This window comes from Hymenobacter sp. YIM 151500-1, from assembly GCF_025979885.1.
In the GTDB taxonomy this organism is placed as follows: Bacteria; Bacteroidota; Bacteroidia; order Cytophagales; family Hymenobacteraceae; genus Hymenobacter.
Map to the genome: position 1 here is coordinate 62233 of NZ_CP110140.1, position 16382 is coordinate 78614.

The window sequence follows — 16382 nt, forward strand, 5'->3', positions numbered from 1 at the left end:
GCCGAAGCCCCGCATTTAGGGATAGTTGGTGACCTCGTTTCCTTTTCTGGCTACCCTTCTACGAAAGGCACTGCAATCATACAAGGGATGGGTTAGACCGGAGAAGGCTCGGAAAAAAGAAGCCCGGAAAAGTGCTTCCGGGCTTGGGGGCAGATAGTGTTGGTGTGGCAGAAGCCAGCCCGCTCAGTGGCGCGGGCCCCGGGTTTTCACCTGCACGGTTTGCGCTTTGGCCGGGGTGGGCTCGACCGTCTTGGTAGCGGCCGGTACGGTTTGCTGCGTCGGCGGCGCTTGGCGCTGAGCCAGCTCATGCGCGGCGGGGCGCACCTCGATGCATGCCTTGGCGGCGTTTACCTGCACGGTACCGTCGAACTTCCGGCCGCCGTCGCCGCTGGCCATGTTGGTCAGGGCCACCACTTTGCCCTCGCGCAGGTCGTGGCTCTGCTCGGGCGTGAGCTTAACGCCGGCAATGGTGTCGTGCAGGGTCACTTTGTCTTCCGGCAGAATCACCACCTTGTTCATGGCCTTGTCCACGGCCACGTAGCCGTTGTAGGGGCGGCCCTGCTCGTCCTTGAGGCCGCGCAGCAGGCCGGCGTTGCCTTCCGTTTCCAGCTGCTGGCGCTGCTCGGGGGTGAACGGCAGGCCTCCAATCTCGTTGGGTATCACCAGCCGGGCCTGGGGTAATTCCATTTTCAGCGTGGCCGTGCCGTCGGTTTCGCGGCGCAGCACCATCTTCCCCTCAAACCGAACGGGGTCCTGGTCCGGCCGGCCCGTTACCTGCATGGCCAGCAAGTCGGTTTGCCGGCCACTGAGTAGTTTTTCCAGCTGCCCGCTCTGCTCCAGCGTCTGCATGGTTAAGCCCAGCGAGGCCAGCACCTGCTGCGGCACTTCGCTGGCCTGAAATGACGTGGCGACGGGAGTCGCCGGAGCGACAACCTCAGGCGAAGTAGGCTTGTCGGCGTCGGTTGCAGCCACCACGCGGGCACTCGGGGCAGTTGGTACCTGTTCGGGGACAACTTCCGCTTGGGCATTACCCGCCCGGCTGAGCAGGCGCGCCTGCAGGTCCTGGCGAGTTTTCTCATAATCCACCTCCAGGTGCTGCCGGGTCTTTGGCCCCCCGTTCAGGTGGGCATAGAAGTTTTTCAGAAAAGCGGAGGCAGGGTTGCCGCTGGTGTCAATGTCAAAAATGCTCTTGCCGTCGCGCAGCACCTGCTCGGTGGTCTTGCCCTGCCGCTGAGCCAGCTGCTGCACGCGCTGCTCGGCCGCGGCCTGCTGCCCCTGCTCCGGAACGGTCAGCGCGTGTCGGGGCACGGCCGCGAGTTGGGCGCTCAGCGCGTCCCATTGGCTGGCGCCGAATGCCTGCCGCACCTGCTTGCTGCGCGGGGGCTCGTAGCCGTCGTCGTAGCCCACCTCCTGCCGGCGGGCGGCGGCCTGCGCCGGCTTTTCTACCACGGCCACGCCGTGGCCCACCTGCCGGAAGCCTTGCAGTGTCGCTTCCAATTGGCCCAGCTTGTTGGACTGCGGGTCGTAGCTGACTGCGAAGCCCCCCATGAGCTTGCCCGCCGGGTTGCGCTCAAACTGCAGCGCGCCCACGGCCACGCCGGCTTCGCGCAGCTGGTCGAGGTAGGCGCGCATTTCCAGCAGCGGGGCCACTTCGTCGCCTTGCTGCTGCCAGGTAATGCGTAATTCGCCCACGGGCGCCGCAGTAGCTACGTCGGTAGCAAGGCCGGCGGGGGCTTCCGGCCCCTCCCCTACCGGTGGGGCCTGCCCCTGCGAGGCGCTGCTTAGTTGCTCAGCCGGGCCGGCCGACACCTCATTGGGTGCCAACCCCGCAGTAGCTTTATCATCGGCCGGCGCAACGCTCGGAGTCGGGCCTACCTCGTCAGCTCCTGGCATCGATTGCGTAGGGGCCTGTCCGGTGGCCAGAAGCTCATCTGCTACGGCTACCGGCGCCTGGTGCACCGGCGCCGTAGCGCTGAAGCCGACGCGGCCCAGCTCGGCAATTTTCCAGTTGTCGCCCACCTTTTCTAGTAGCGTGGGCTTCTCAACCGCTAGGAATTTGTCTTCCCGACCTGGAAGCCGGTTGGTGGTAAATGCGCGCAGCAGGGCGCTGTCAAACGCATTTAACAACCGGCCATCGGCCCCCGGCGCTGGCAAAAGGGCTGCCTGGCTGGAATTATCCGGGCTTATCTGAAGCTGGTATAGGGTGTGCCCGGCGGGCTCGCGCTGTAGCAGTTGCCCACTAATGTTGCCGTTGGCGGTCGGTATGGCACTTAGGTACCATACGTCCGGCGCTGGGGTCATCGCATCATCTTGCTCGGCCATCGGAAAGTGGAATAGGTGAAGGAAAAAGTTACCCTGACCGCCCAGCACAGGGGCCGAGCCGCCCGGAATTCGACGCTACAAACCTATCGGCTACAACCAGGCGCTTACCAGAAACTTGACGAGTGGTCAGAATTAGGGGGTGAGGTGTCGGCCGGGTACACGAATGGCGTCCTCAGGCTGGCACATTTGCTCTACCGTGCCCAGTAATGCGCAGCCAGTTCTACTGCTCGGCCTTCTCTTTAATCAGGTGGCGCAAGGCCGGGTCCTGCTTGATGCGGGCCAGCTCACGGGCGCACAGCTCCTTCACGTCCATCTTCACGCGGTTGAAGTTGGCCTTAATCATCTCCTCAGCCTCGTCCTTACCCGTGGCCGGGTTAATAAAGCTGGTAATGTCGGGGATGGGCTGATAGTTGCTGGCTTCCGCCGCTACCGCTTTCACGTCCACCTGGATGCGGGCGTGAAACACCTTCTGGTCGATTTCCTCGCCGAAGTTATCGGCCACCGCTCCCACGAAATTACCCTGCGTTAGGTTGGCAATGGTGCTGGCCGGAATCATGCTGTCCATCTGCGTCGACAGGCTGGTGCTCGTCTCTCGCATGTTGATGCTCAGGCTCTGGCGCCGCTGCAGAATTTTACCGAACCGCTCGCTCAGCCACTTGCCACTATTGCCCGATACCTGCCCGCTGAACACGTTGCCCACCGTATTCTTGATGACTTCGGCCTCCTTCTGCCCGTAGTCGCGCTCCAGCTGCGAGAAGTCCTGAAAGCCCAGGCAGGTGCTCACCTTGTTGCTACGGGCCGTGGCAATGAGGTTATCGAGGCCCTTGAAGTAGATGGTGGGCAGCTCGTCGATGATAAGCGACGATTTGCGCTTGCCCTTCTGGTTGACCAGTTTCACTAAGCGGGCATTGTAAAGGCCCAGCGCGGCCCCGTAGATGGCCTGTCGCTCGGGGTTGTTGCCCACGCACAACACCTTGGGTTCCTCGTTGCTGTTGATGTCGAGCGTGAAGTCGTTGCCCGACATCACCCAGTAGAGCTGGGGCGACGCCAGCCGGCTAAGAGGAATCCGGGCGCTGGCAATCTGGCCTTCCAGCTGCTCAATAGCATCCTTCTGGAAGGCCGACACGAAAGGCTTTACCAGGTTCTCAATCTCCGGGTACGAAGCCAGCACCGGAAAAATCTCCTCGTAGTCGCGGCTCAAAAACTCAATGACGTGGGGAAAGGTGCAATACTTGCCCTTCTCGAACAGCTTCAAAAACCAAATGATGGCCGCCACGAAATTGATGGGTGACTCTACGAAAAAGTCTCCCTGTTTCTGAATCCAGCTCTTGTTCAGGTTCAGCATGATGGTCGATGCGCTTTCGTAGGCGTCCACGATGTCAGTCATCAGCTCAGGCAGTAACGGGTTGCAGCGGTGGCTTTTGCGCGGGTTGTCGAAGTTGATGACGTAGAAGCCCACCGGCCGGTCAAACTTGTCCTGGTGGCGCAGCAGCGTGTTGTAGCAGATACGGCTCAGGTCGTCAAACTTGTAGTCGTAGATGTACATGCAGAAGCCCTTCGCCAGGTGCTGCCGGATAAACTCGTTGATGATGGCGAAGCTCTTACCCGAGCCGGGCGTGCCTAGCACCATCGTGGCCCGAAATGGATTCACCACGTTCAGCCAGCCCTGGTGCTTCTTGCCGCGCAGCTGGTACTCCGTGCGCAGGTTCACCGAGTACTCGTTTTCCATCAGCCGCTCCTCCTGCGGGAAGCTCTCGTTTTCCTTATTGAAAATGTCCTTCAGCAGGTCGTTGTTGAACAGCCGGCTTAGCCACGCCCCGGCGCTCAGCAAGAGCAGAAAGCCCGTCGTCAGCAGCCCGGCGTAGAGCACCGTCGTCAGCCCCGCCCCCAGCGTCAGGCCGCGCACCGCATCAGACCCGAAGAGCAGCAGCAACCCCAGCGCGGCAGAGCCCGCCACCGTTCGGCCTTTAAGCTCCTGATTGGCTCGCCCCCGCGTGCCCAGGCAGCTGAGCAGCAGGAATACCACGGCCAGGCTCTTGCTTACCCAGCTGGCCTTAAACAAAAACGTATTGCGCGTAAAGCTTTCCAGCAGGTGCTCTACCACGCCCGTCGTCCAGCCCAGCCCGCGGAAGTAGCCAAAGCAGTAATAGTAGATGTTTACGGCCAGTAGCCCGATGGCAAACAGACGCATAAACTCCATGATTTTCCGTAGCCCCTTTTCATCTTCCATCGCTTGAATCACTTGGTGAATCAAGCAACTTACTGCCCTACCCTGCCGCTGGCACGGATTACTTGACGAGCGGTTCAAAGTCAGCGGTGAGGTGCACGCTCAGCACACGAAGGGTCACCACGTCTCCGACCTGGTCCTAGCGCTCATGCCCCTTCCGACGCGCCGGCTTCGGCCGTTGAGGAGGCAACGTTTGAGGGAGTGCAGGCAATACCTCGGGACGGGCTTCGTGCTCAGCTTTGTGTTCCATCGCCGCCCCCGCAGGTGCCGCCAACGCCTCCCGCAGTTGCGCGCCTTTATAGCCTACCTCCTGGCCCCGAAGTGCTACCCCATCCATTTCAAAACTGACGCCGCGCAGCACCCCGCCCTTATCGTGGGTGTAGCGAATTTCAATGGCCAGTTTTTGCAATTGCAAAGCCAGCCACTGCTCCCCTGCTCTATCCGTCTGCCGCAGCAACTGCGCCAGCGCCTGACTCACTCGCTGCCGCGCCGCCTCCTTGGTTGGGTCCAGTGCCTTCAAACTGCGCCGCCGCTCAGGCAGCGGGTCCATACCCAGCTCTTGGCTTATCTGCCGCGTGATGGCCGGCTGCCGATAGAAGTTATTGTCCGTTCGCAACGCCGGGCCACCATCAATCGGCACCCGATTCAGGTAGATGTGCACGTGGGCATGCTTCTTGTCCCGATGCTCATACACGACCACTTGGTGTCGGTCAATCGGGGCGCCCATCAGCTCACAATAGCGCTTGGCCGCAGCTACCTTTTGTGCCTGGCTTACTACCTCTCCAGCTTTCCACGAAAGCACCGTATGCCACACCGGTTTCTGCACACGCTTGCTACGGGCCGCCACGGCTTGCATGTCTTGCGCCATCTCTTTCGGGCTGCCTGGAATCACATTAGCCACTACCAAGAGTGGCGCTTCCCCTGGCTCTTTGCCCCTGCCCTGCCGCTGGCCAGCCCCGTACGTTAGTGCACCTTCAAAGTCACTGCCGGTAGTTGTTTTCGCAATCATACCAGGTAGCTTCTAATAACTGTTAGCGCCTCTAGCAATTGCGCCTCATGGTTGCTAAATGATTTGCCGGCCTGCGCTAAACGAGCAATCTGATTAAGGTTTGTGCCAATTCCAACCAATTGTCGCCGTAACTCAGCGGGTACACTCTCTTTCACTTCTACCCCCATGCCAACATCACGCAGATACGTTGACACCTTCTTGTAGCCAGCTGCCTTTGCTTTCTCCTGCAGTTCCTTTTTTTCGTCTGGACTTACCCGCACGTCAATACGCGAAGTGCGCGCTGCCTCGGCAGTCCTTTCATCCGGCTTTTCTGATTCCATGAGCTATCTACGATACTTTAGGAGCAATGGCTACGCAATCCTTGCTACGCAAATCTAAGCGACTAAAGTTAGCAAGCCAAGCCATGTGAGCCTGCGAACATGGCGGTGTTATTGAAACGGGCAAACGAAGTTTGTCCGGACAATGACATGGCTTACTGGTCGATGAACGAGCCGATTGAACGAGGGCGTTGAACGGGGCTAGGACTAGAGCTAGTATGCTTCTGTGCTTCGTTGCATCTGCGCTTCAATGAAGCAGTTTTAGTATCGGCTATTGGTGATAATATCAGGCCAAATAAAGTATCTTGTATTGTGGCTAACTCTTTTGAGGTTTCCGCTTCAATGACTCATTGCTTCAATGACTCATTGCTTCAAGGCTAATGGTTGTGTTAGTTATGAAACACAAAGTTTTTGCGCGCTTCAATGTTTCAGCGCTTCAATGCTTCAAAACAAAGGCTTTTTAAATTTAATCCGCTTCGCAGCTTCACAGCTTCGATGCTTCAAGGATGCAATGGGCTGTTGATTCATTGAAGCTGTGAAGCTTTGGTGCATCGACAAGCCGTTTCAATGCCTCTAAATTTCACTGAAGCTGCGTATCTTTGAGGCACTGCTTCCTTGTTTCAATGTTACACTAATTTTAAGATGTGCTGAAGCACAGAAGCAAAGTCTCAGCGCTACGCAGACAAATTGGAGCGCTGAAGCATTGAAGCACAATACCAACTAGCTGCCATTCAAAAACAACGCTCTCCCCATGAACAAGACTCGGGTAATAGCCTTTGCCACTCAAAAGGGTGGGGCTGGCAAATCCACCATCGGTACGCACGTCGCCTCGGCACTCTGCTACCTCTATGGCTACAAAGTAGCGATGCTCGACTGCGACTATCCGCAGAACACCTTGCACGCCTACCGCAACCATGAGCAGCAACTCCTGCAATCCGACGTAGCTTTTCAGGAGCGACTCATCAAGCAGGGAGTAACGCCGTATCCCATTGCTATTTCTAGCGTGGAGAAGGCCGTTGAGGCCATTGATACCCTGGCCGAGAAAGAGTTCGATTTTATTCTGGTGGATACGCCGGGTACAGTCAACGTTGTGGGGTTGACAGAGCTATTGGAGCGGGTGGACTACATCTTCTTGCCCATGGAGCCGGACATGGGCACGATTGCCTCCACGATGTCCTACATGCACATCCTAGGCAACTTCACCCGCAAGCAGCGGCCGGAATCCAACTTGGAAGGCTTTTACGCTTTCTGGAACAAGTTTCTCAAGGCGGAAAAGCGGACAGTTTACACCAAAACCGCCGAGCTGTTCCGCGAGAAGGGCTACCCGCTGCTCAACAGCCGCGTGGAATCACTGGTCAGCATCAAGGATAAGCGCTCCACGATGTTTCCCATGCCCGAAAAGGAGTTGGGCAAACTCGGTCTGGGCAGTCTGATTACTGAAATTTTGGAGCTAGTGCTCGGCAAGGGTACCGTTACCCCCTCGGGCAAAACCATCGATTTCACGCCCACGGAATTTGAGCAGCCTGCTCCCGCTGCTATTGAAACCCTCGACGACAACGCTAAATAACGCCCGCTCCCATGGCCAAGAAAACAACCGAATCCAAAGAAGCCGCGGCCGAGCGGCGCCAGCGTGAACTAGCCGCTCTTACGTCGGGCGTCGCCGCGTTCAGCCTGATGGGCGACGCGCCCCGGCCGGCATCGCCCACGCCGGCGCCGGCTGAGGCACCAACATCTGCAACTCCGGAAGCTCCTGCGGCGGCTCCGACACCTCCCGCTGCCGCAGCCACTTCGCCGGCTGCAGCCAAGGAACCAGAGGGAAAAAAGGCGGCGCCTGCGCCAGCGGCGCCCGTACCGGCGGCACCTGCACCTGTCCAAGCGATGGAACCGGTAGCGGTGGCGCCGGCACCGGTGGGGGAGGAGCCGCACACGCCTGCCTCCGCGCCACCGCCTGCGTCAGCCGCGGCTAGCGCGCCGGAAGCGGAAGATGAAGCGGAAGCTGATGACGAGCCAGCTGTTGCCGCGCCGGTCGCGGCGGCGGGCGGGGAGCTTGACCTGGCGCAGCTGTTTGTGCCGTCGGCGGAAAAGAAGACGACTACCCTGCGCATCACGGCCGACCACCAGCAATATTTTACCCAGCTTGGCTTTATCCTGGGCGGAGGGGCTTCGGCCCCGGATATCATCCATAACATCCTCACGCGCTTTCGGGAAGAGCACGAGGCGCAGTTGCAGAAGGCGATGAAAAAGCAGATTCGCCAGATGATGGCCCCCAAAAAATAGGACAGCACTGGTATCCCAGGGCTTCTCGATACGTATAGCGGCCGGCTCACCTTCTCTGGTTGAGCTGGCCGCTTCCTTTCCCGCTATGGCCTTTTCCTGATGCGCCGCCTAGCGGTGGGGTAGGGGAGGGGCTGCACTATCCGTCCGCTATGTCTACACCTACTTTCTGCCAATCACTACCTTACCCAAAATCTGTTACTGCGTGAGGGGCGGTGCCTTCTGGGCCGTGCTCGGCCTGCTCCTCGTCAGCCCTAGCGCCTGGGCCAACACCCGAACGTCCGCTTCTCCTAGGGCGCCGCAACTCATCGACTCGCTCCGAACCTTGGCGCGGCGCCCGAAGCTGCCCGACTCCGTGCGCTACCAAGCGCTCCAAGCCCTGAGCGACGAGTTGTTCGCCCAGGATGTGCCGCAGGCCCGCCGGGCTGGGGAGCAGGCGGTAGCCCTGGCCCGGCGCCGGCAAGACTGGGCGCGGGCGGCTAATGCCCTCTACGAGCTCGTGGTGAACTGCGAGCGGGCCGCCGACTACGTGGCTGCCATGCACTACAGCCAGCAGGGGGTGGAGCTCACCCGCGCGCACCGCCCGCGCGAGCAGTGGCGCTTTACCCAGTGCCTGGGGCTGGTGACCGTGGATACCAAGGACGCGGCTGGTGGTCTGCGCTACCTGCGCCAGGCCTACCGGCAGCAGGCCGCCACCCCGTCCGTTAGCTCCCGGGAACGGGGAGGCCTGCTGCTGAACCTAGCCAACACTTTCCTGGTGCTGCAGCGGTACGACTCGGTACTCCACTACGCCACGCGGGCCCTGCCCTACATGCAGCGCGCGGCCGATGCCCGCGGCCTGGGCTACGTGTACCAGTTTCGGGGCGAAGTCTACGCCAAGCTGACGCCCCGCTCGCGGGCCAGCCTGGCGGCCGCTGCCACGAACATGCAGCGGGCCCTGCGCATCATGCAGCGCTACCACTACCAGCCCCAAGCGGCTAGCTCGGCGCTTTCGCTGGCGCGGGTGTACCGCCTGCAGGGCCGGCCAAGGGCTGCCCAGCGGACGGCCGAGTTGGCCCTCGCCCTCGCCCGCACGGAGAAAATGCCCGAATACGAAGCGGATGCCCTGTCCAGTTTGGCCTTTGCGTATGCTGACCAAAAACGCCCCGCGCGGGCGGATGAGCTCGACGCCCGGGCGCAGGACCTGCGCGACTCGCTCTTCAACGGCAACAAGGCGCAGGCCCTGGCCCAGCTGCAGGTGCGCTACGACGTGCAGCTGCTCACCGAGCAGAAAAAGGCGGCCGAGTTTGAGCAGCGCAGCCAGCGGGCCCAGCTGCACTCGCTCTGGCTGCTGCTGGGCGGCCTCGCCACCACCATCGGCGTAGGCGGGGGCTTGTACTGGCGGTTGCGGCGGCAGAAAGCCCTGCTGGCCCTGGCCAACCAGGCCAACTGCCGGGCCGTGGCCGAGAAGGAGGTGTTGCTGCAGGAAATACACCACCGCGTCAAAAACAACTTGCAACTGGTCAGTAGCTTACTGGCCTGGCAGCGCAGCACCCTGCCCGACCCCGTACTGCAACAGGCCCTGGCCAGTTCGCAGGCCCGCATCCAGAGCATGGCCCTAGTGCACGAATTTCTGTACCGGGCCGACAACCTCTCGCAGGTGCGCATGAACGAGTACCTGGGCGAGCTGCTGGAATCCCTGCACCGCTCACTCACCACGCCCCAGCAGCGCATCCAGCTGACCAGCAGCTTGGTTCCGCTGGTCATGGACCCCAAAGAAGCCAGCGCCTTGGGCCTGGTGGTCAACGAGTTGGTAACCAACGCCTACAAGCACGCCTTCCGGGACCTGGACTGCGGTCATCTGCATGTGGCCCTGGAACAGACCGCCGCCGGCTTCCAGCTGACGGTGCAGGATGACGGGGCCGGATTACCAGGGGCGGAAACAGCGTCCGAAACTCATTCGCTGGGCTTGCAGTTGGTTAATACCCTAGCTCGACAGCTCAAAGCCAGCGTGTCGACCGTTCCCCTTCTCCCCACGGGCACCCAGGTAGTCGTGGCCAGCGCGTGACGCTGGCCCGTCTCCTAGTCCCTTATCCCACCCTATGGCTACCATCCTCATTGTTGAAGACGAACTGCTGATTGCCGCCGAAATTGAACGCGCCCTGGTCCGGCTGGGCCACACGCCCCTGCCGCCCGTGGACAACAGCGACGAGGCCCTGAGCGTGCTGGCCACCCAGCCCGTAGAGCTGGTGCTGATGGACATCAACATTGCCGGCGACTGCGACGGCATCGCGGCCGCGCTGCTCGTGCGCCGGCAGTTTGCCGTGCCGGTGGTGTTTCTGACAGCTCGCTCCGACTCGGCCACCCTGAACCGAGCCAAGCTGGCCCAGCCCTACGGCTTTCTGGTCAAGCCCTTCACCGATGATTCGCTGCGGGTGCAGATTGAGCTGGCCCTTTTCAATGCCTACCAGGCCGGGCCGGTCGGGCCGGTGCTGGACACGGCCGATGCCGGCGCGGAAGTGCTGGGCCCAGCCGAGCGCTGCCCCAAGTTCAAGGACTACCTGTTCGTGCGCAAAGGCTCGGGCCACGTCAAGGTGCTGCTCAGCGACATCCTGTACTTCGAGGCCCTGCAGAACTACGTGCGCCTGCACACCGTGCGGGAAAACTTCGTGTTTGATTCCACCCTTAAGGAACTGGAGCAGAAGCTGCCCGACCAGTTTTTCAAAACCCACCGCTCCCACATCGTGAACCTGGACCACGTGCAGGCCTACGAGGAAAGTAGCGTGCTGCTGGGGAAAGAATACGTGCCGGTGAGCCGCTCCTGCAAGGATGAGCTCAAGAGCCGCATTCACCTGGTAGGGTAGTCTCGCTGCGTTGCTACCCAATTTTCCGTTCCACCCGCTGACTGTTGGTCGCCAGTAGTTTATCTTCGGGCTGGCACCTACGCAATTCTATCCGAGTCTATGCAAACAACTGAAGAACGCCAGGCCCACCTAACGGCCTCCAAGGCGCTGCTGGATGAGGCAATGAACGAGGCCGGGCTCAGCAGCGGCAGTCAGGGGCTGGACCGGCTGGATGAGCTGGCCGACAACCTCGACAAACTGGCCGCCTCCAAAGCCATGGGCGTAGCCAATGCCCGGCTGGCTGAGTTCAACGAAGCCTTGACCGCGGCCGGGTTCCCGGCGGATGCCGTTGAGTCAGAAACCGAAGCGTACAAGACCGAGCTCATCCACCACCTGCGGCAGCTACTCCACGAACGACTTTAACGAGCGTACTGCCCGCCTACGGGCTGCTACAACCCACCGGGGACCGAGCCTGCTGGCCTGTGTTCTCGGTGGGTTGTCTTGCTTGAAAGAATGCTGTGGGCCCGCTTGGCATGCGCCCATGGTGCCGAGGCGGGCAGCTCCGCCGGAAGCAACGGTGATTCGACCATTTGGCGCGAAAACGGCCAGAAAGGGCATTCCATTCGTGTAGAGTCGGTGCACCTCACCACCCGATTTTAACCGTTCGTCAACTTTCTACTAATCGGGTTTTGGGGCCGAATAGGTTTGCACAAGTCAAACCTCGGTTTGGCACGTCCACGCTCAGGTCGATCGACCCGAGGTGCCACGCTTGTTTCCTGCCGATGCTCAGTGCTTATACCTGGAGCCAGTTTGGCCTGTTTATGCTGGTCGTGGTTCTGCTCTACTACCTGGTAGTCGGATTGCTCTACTACCGCACCGAACTCGCCTCCCTGCTTACGAACAGTAAGCTCGGCGCGAGCCGCCCCCCGGCCACCGTAGCGGCTCCGCCCGCCCTGGTGCGCCCGACCTCAGCCTTTGCGCCGACCCAGCCAGCGGCAACCGCAGCAGCCCCGGAAGCCCCGGCTGCGGAGGAAGGTGCCGCCGAGAACCTACCCCCAGCCACCGAATCGGTAGTGGAAGGCCAGTTGCCAGCCTCCACCGCTACGGCCACCGGCCAGGACCAGAGCGCCGACGACAGCACACCGATGGATGATGCTTCGGCCTCGGCAGAAGAGCAGGCCGCGGCGCAGGACCAGACCCGGACCGAAGCCCCCGACCAGGCCGATGAGCGCCTGGCCGAGCTGGTACGGCGCGAGGCCCACGCCGAGGCAGACGTTGACCACCCCGCCGAACTCCTCGACGCCGAACCCATGCGCCAGCAGCAGCTGCCGGAGGGCTACGAGCCCCTGGCTTCGTTCGAAGAGCCGGTGGCCTCCCCGCTGGACATCATCACGGCCGGGCCCGCGCCGCAGCTGGTGGCCGCCGATTCGGTCAGCGAGTACATCGCCCTGCTGCAGGCGGGCCAGAACCCGCCCGCCCCGGCCGGCCTGCAGGGCACCTGCCTGGCCGAGCAAATGGCCCAGCACCTAGAAGAATACCAGGCCGAGTTGGCCGCCCTGTTCGGGGCCGACGAGCTGTAGTGCCCGGCCGGCCCATCCCCCACGTCTCATTCTTTCCCATTCGTATGAACCAGAAGCGTTTTAGTACCTCGCTGGCCATCCTGGCCCTGCTGCTCAGCTCGCACCTGCTCTACGCCCAAACCGGGGGCGGCAACGGCACGGCCGGCATCCAGGATGCCACTACCCAGGTCACCAGTTACTTCGACCCGCTCACCAAGCTCATGTACGCCATTGGGGCGGTGCTGGGCCTGGTAGGCGCCATCAAGGTGTACAGCAAGTGGAACTCCGGCGACCAGGACACCCAGAAAACGGCCGTGTCGTGGTTTGGCTCCATGATTTTCCTGGTCATCGTGGCCACGGTGGTGCGCTCGTTCTTCCTGTAAGCCGCCGTCATGCCCGTCTACGACCTCAATCGCGGCATCAACAAGCCCGTCGAATTCAAGGGGCTGGTGGGCAGCAACATCTACTTTCTGGTGGCCGGCATCGGGCTGGTGTTTGCCCTGTTCGTGACCTGCTACCTGGCGGGCGTGCCGCTGGTACTCACCGTGCTGCTCACTTTCCTGGCCGGGGGCGGCATGTGGGCCGGGGTATTTGCCCTGAACCGCCGCTTCGGCGAGCATGGTCTGATGAAAGCCGCCGCCCGTCGCGCCGCGCCCCGCTACATCACCAACCGGCACAGCCGCCTTTTCCAACGCCTCAACCAGGACCCGCCCGGCCGCGCGTAGCGGCCGGGGCGGGTGCTTTCCCTGCCTATGAGCAACAAGGTTCTGTCCTCCGTTTCCCTGGAATCCAAGCAGCCCATCTACAAGGTGGAGAAGGATTGCCTCGTCTCGAAAAATGCGGACGTGACGGTGGCGTTCCGCCTGGAGCTGCCGGAAATCTTCACCCTCTCGCGCGAGGACTACGCCCAGCTGCAAGCCGCCTTCGTAAAGGCCGTGCGCCTGCTGCCCGACCACTGCGTGGTGCACAAGCAGGACTGGTACGTGGAGGACAAGTATGCGCCCGGCTTCGAGGCTGAGCGCACGCTGCTTTCCGCCGCCTACGAGCGGCACTTCAACGAGCGGCCGTTCCTGAACCACTTCTGCTACCTCTACATCACCAAAACCTCGTCGGAGCGGCCCAACTGGGGCAGCACCTCGGGGCTGCTGGCCCGCCGCCACATCGTGCCCAAGGACATGCTCGACACGAAGGTGCTGGAAAGTTTCTTCGACAGCGTAGGCCAGTTCGTGCGCACGCTGGAAGGGGTGGGGCCGACCAACGCACCGTTCATCCGCTCGCACCGGCTTACGTCGGATGAGCTGGCCGGCACCCAGGAAAAGGCCGGGCTGCTGGAAAAGTACCTCTCGCTGGACTTGTCCGACCAGGCCCTACAGGTGGACCTGGATTTAACCAACGGGCTGAAGGTAGGGCAGGAGTTCTGCCAGATGTTCTCGGTGGCCAACCTCGACGACTTGCCCACCTCGGTGGAAACCGACATCCGCTACGAGGCCTACAGCACCGAGTACTCGGACTTCCCCATCTCGTTTGCCGCCCCGCTGGGGCTGCTGCTGGGTAACAGTCACATCCTGAACCAGTACGTGTTTCTGGACAACACCCAGAAAACGGTGAAAACCTTCGAGCAGAAGAAGGACCGGCTCACCTCCCTCTCGCTCTACTCCCGGCAGAACGCCATCAACGTGGAATACTACCACGCCTTTCTCAACGAGCTAATTGCCCAGAAGCGCCGCCCGGTGCGGGTGCACTGCAACGTGCTGACCTGGGGCCGCAGCGAGGAGGAGCTGACGGAGGTGCGCAAGCTGGTCAACGCTGCCTTCAACCAGATGAACTGCAAGCCCCGGCAGAACACCGTGGACATTGCTGCGCTCTACTGGGGCGGCATTCCGGGCAACGCCGGCGACTTTCCTGCGGAGGAAACCTTCTACACCTTCATCGAGCAGGCCGTGTGCTTCTGGGCCTCGGAAACCAACTACCGCAGCACCGGCGCTACCAAAGGCATCAAGCTCTCCGACCGCCTCACCGGCAAGCCCGTGCTGGTGGACATCTCCGACGAGCCGATGAAGCGGCAGGTCATCTTCAACCGCAACAAGTTCGTGCTCGGCCCCTCGGGCTCGGGCAAGTCGTTTTTCACCAACCACATGGTGCGCCAGTACTATGAGCAGGGCGCCCACGTGCTGCTGGTGGATACCGGTAACTCCTACAAGGGCCTCTGCGAGCTGGTGGGCGGGGTATACTTCACCTACGAGGAGGATGCCCCGATTGCCTTCAACCCCTTCCTGATTTCGGGCAAGCTCGACGTGGAGAAGAAGGAAAGCATCAAAACGCTGCTGCAGGCCCTCTGGAAAAAGGACGACGAAACCGTGAGCCAGTCCGAGTACGTGTCGCTCTCCACGGCCGTGAGCCTGTATTACGTGATGCTCGAAGCCAACCCGGCTATCCAGCCCAGCTTCAACACGTTCTACGAGTTTGTGAAGGGCACCTACCGCAAGGTGCTGGAAGAGGAGAAGGTGCGCGAGAAGGACTTCGACCTCGACAACTTTCTCTACGTGCTCGGGCCCTACTACCGCGGCGGCGAGTACGACTACCTGCTCAACTCCGACAAGGAGCTGGACTTGGTGCAGGCCCCGTTCATTGTCTTCGAGCTGGACAACATCAAGGACCACCCCATCCTGTTTCCGGTGGTCACGCTCATCATCATGGAAACCTTCATCTCCAAGATGCGCAAGCTCAAAGGCGTGCGGAAGATGATTCTGATTGAGGAGGCCTGGAAGGCGCTGACCACGCCCGGCATGGCCGCCTACATCAAGTACCTGTTCAAGACGGTGCGCAAGTTCTTTGGAGAGGCCATCGTGGTGACGCAGGAAATCGACGACATCATCGGCAACGAGATTGTCAAGGACGCCATCATCAACAACTCCGACTGCAAGATTCTGCTCGACCAGCGCAAGTTCATCAACCGCTTCGAGGAGATTCAGGCCCTGCTCTCGCTCACGCCCAAGGAAAAAGACCTGGTGCTGAGCATCAACCGTGACAACCAGCCCGCGCGCGGCCGCTACACCGAGGTATTCATCTCGCTGGGCGGGGTGGTGTCGAAGGTGTACGCCATCGAGGTATCGAAGGAAGAATACGTGACCTACACCACCGAGGAAACCGAGAAAGTGCGGCTGTTCGAGAAGCTGCGCCAGACCGGCGACATGCCCACGGCTATCAAGCTCTTCGCCGCCGAGTTGCGCGAAGGGTAGGGGGCGAACCATCAACAAAAGGGAAAAAACGATGCGCAATCCACTGCTTTACCTGGCCCTGCCGCTGGCGCTGCTCAGCAGCTGCGGCGCTGATACATCCCCGGCCAACTCGCCGGCGGCAGCCCCTGCAGCCGCCGCTCCTGCGCCCGCTTCGGCCGCGGTAGCCGCCGCGCAGGCCCTAGCCGACAGCCTGGTGGCCTTGCCCACCGCCGACCCGGCCGACAAGGCGGCGGCCCGGCGCTACGCTCAGTTCGTGGCAGCCTGGCAGGACAGCGACCTGGACGCTTCGGTGAAAGAGCACCCCGTGGTACGCAGCGGCTGGGCCCGCTACCGCTACGTGCTGCGCACGGTAGCCCGCTCGCGGGGCCTGCCCCGGGTGCAGTCCGAAGACGTGGCCACCTGGAACGGCTTGGCCGGCCGCTGCGAAACGGTGGCCACGATGCTGCTGGCCCTGACCAAAGAGCCCAACGTGACGGCGACGCAGGCGCTGCCCACGCTGCTGGGCTTCGAGGGCGGTACCGGCCAGGCCCGCTTCGCAGCCGAGCGGCATATGAAGTACCTGCTGCACCCGCAAACCCGGAATCAGTAAGCCAACCACCACGCAAACGCGCCG

The 16382-nt window shown here is 61.5% G+C and carries 14 protein-coding genes; 10 read left to right on the forward strand and 4 right to left on the reverse strand.

Annotation, left to right across the window (positions count from 1 at the left end; genetic code table 11):
- Positions 1-183: 183 nt before the first annotated feature.
- The 4 genes from OIS53_RS20215 to OIS53_RS20230 form a co-directional block, all read right to left on the reverse strand.
- Positions 184-2322 carry a DUF3945 domain-containing protein gene (locus OIS53_RS20215; protein ID WP_264682535.1) on the reverse strand — a complete coding sequence of 713 codons (2139 nt, stop codon included), beginning with the start codon at positions 2320-2322 and terminating at the stop codon, positions 184-186.
- A gap of 220 nt (positions 2323-2542) precedes the next feature.
- Positions 2543-4561 carry a conjugal transfer protein MobC gene (mobC, locus tag OIS53_RS20220; RefSeq protein ID WP_125423418.1) on the reverse strand — a complete coding sequence of 673 codons (2019 nt, stop codon included), beginning with the start codon at positions 4559-4561 and terminating at the stop codon, positions 2543-2545.
- A gap of 127 nt (positions 4562-4688) precedes the next feature.
- On the reverse strand, positions 4689-5558 hold the full coding sequence (locus OIS53_RS20225; RefSeq protein ID WP_264682536.1) for a relaxase/mobilization nuclease domain-containing protein: 870 nt from the start codon (positions 5556-5558) through the stop codon (positions 4689-4691).
- A complete protein-coding gene (locus tag OIS53_RS20230) occupies positions 5555-5878 on the reverse strand; it encodes a plasmid mobilization protein (RefSeq protein WP_264682538.1) in 324 nt (107 codons plus the stop codon). The genes OIS53_RS20225 and OIS53_RS20230 overlap by 4 nt, the downstream gene beginning before the upstream one ends.
- A 748-nt stretch (positions 5879-6626) precedes the next feature.
- On the opposite strand from OIS53_RS20230, the gene OIS53_RS20235 reads away from it, so the two are divergent.
- The 10 genes from OIS53_RS20235 to OIS53_RS20280 all read left to right on the forward strand — a co-directional run bounded on the left by OIS53_RS20235 (position 6627) and on the right by OIS53_RS20280 (position 16358).
- The gene (locus OIS53_RS20235) at positions 6627-7442 is read left to right on the forward strand and encodes a ParA family protein (protein ID WP_125423199.1); all 816 of its coding nucleotides are present in this window, start codon (positions 6627-6629) and stop codon (positions 7440-7442) included.
- 11 nt (positions 7443-7453) lie between these two features.
- Positions 7454-8152: a hypothetical protein gene (locus OIS53_RS20240; RefSeq protein WP_264682540.1), complete on the forward strand. Its 699-nt coding sequence runs from the start codon at positions 7454-7456 to the stop codon at positions 8150-8152.
- 226 nt (positions 8153-8378) lie between these two features.
- Entirely contained in the window at positions 8379-10196 is a 1818-nt protein-coding gene (locus OIS53_RS20245) for a sensor histidine kinase (RefSeq protein ID WP_264682542.1), read from the forward strand.
- Positions 10197-10230: 34 nt separating this feature from the next.
- Positions 10231-10992 carry a LytR/AlgR family response regulator transcription factor gene (locus OIS53_RS20250; RefSeq protein ID WP_264682544.1) on the forward strand — a complete coding sequence of 254 codons (762 nt, stop codon included), beginning with the start codon at positions 10231-10233 and terminating at the stop codon, positions 10990-10992.
- Positions 10993-11091: 99 nt separating this feature from the next.
- Positions 11092-11394, forward strand: coding sequence for a hypothetical protein (locus tag OIS53_RS20255; protein WP_264682545.1), 303 nt, complete (start codon positions 11092-11094; stop codon positions 11392-11394).
- 359 nt (positions 11395-11753) lie between these two features.
- Positions 11754-12551 carry a hypothetical protein gene (locus OIS53_RS20260; protein WP_264682547.1) on the forward strand — a complete coding sequence of 266 codons (798 nt, stop codon included), beginning with the start codon at positions 11754-11756 and terminating at the stop codon, positions 12549-12551.
- 44 nt (positions 12552-12595) lie between these two features.
- The gene (locus OIS53_RS20265) at positions 12596-12913 is read left to right on the forward strand and encodes a DUF4134 domain-containing protein (RefSeq protein WP_073285643.1); all 318 of its coding nucleotides are present in this window, start codon (positions 12596-12598) and stop codon (positions 12911-12913) included.
- 9 nt (positions 12914-12922) lie between these two features.
- The gene (locus tag OIS53_RS20270; protein WP_264682550.1) at positions 12923-13255 is read left to right on the forward strand and encodes a DUF4133 domain-containing protein; all 333 of its coding nucleotides are present in this window, start codon (positions 12923-12925) and stop codon (positions 13253-13255) included.
- Between the two features lie 27 nt (positions 13256-13282).
- On the forward strand, positions 13283-15769 hold the full coding sequence (locus tag OIS53_RS20275) for a TraG family conjugative transposon ATPase (RefSeq protein WP_264682552.1): 2487 nt from the start codon (positions 13283-13285) through the stop codon (positions 15767-15769).
- 31 nt (positions 15770-15800) lie between these two features.
- A complete protein-coding gene (locus OIS53_RS20280; protein ID WP_264682553.1) occupies positions 15801-16358 on the forward strand; it encodes a hypothetical protein in 558 nt (185 codons plus the stop codon).
- Positions 16359-16382: the final 24 nt, after the last annotated feature.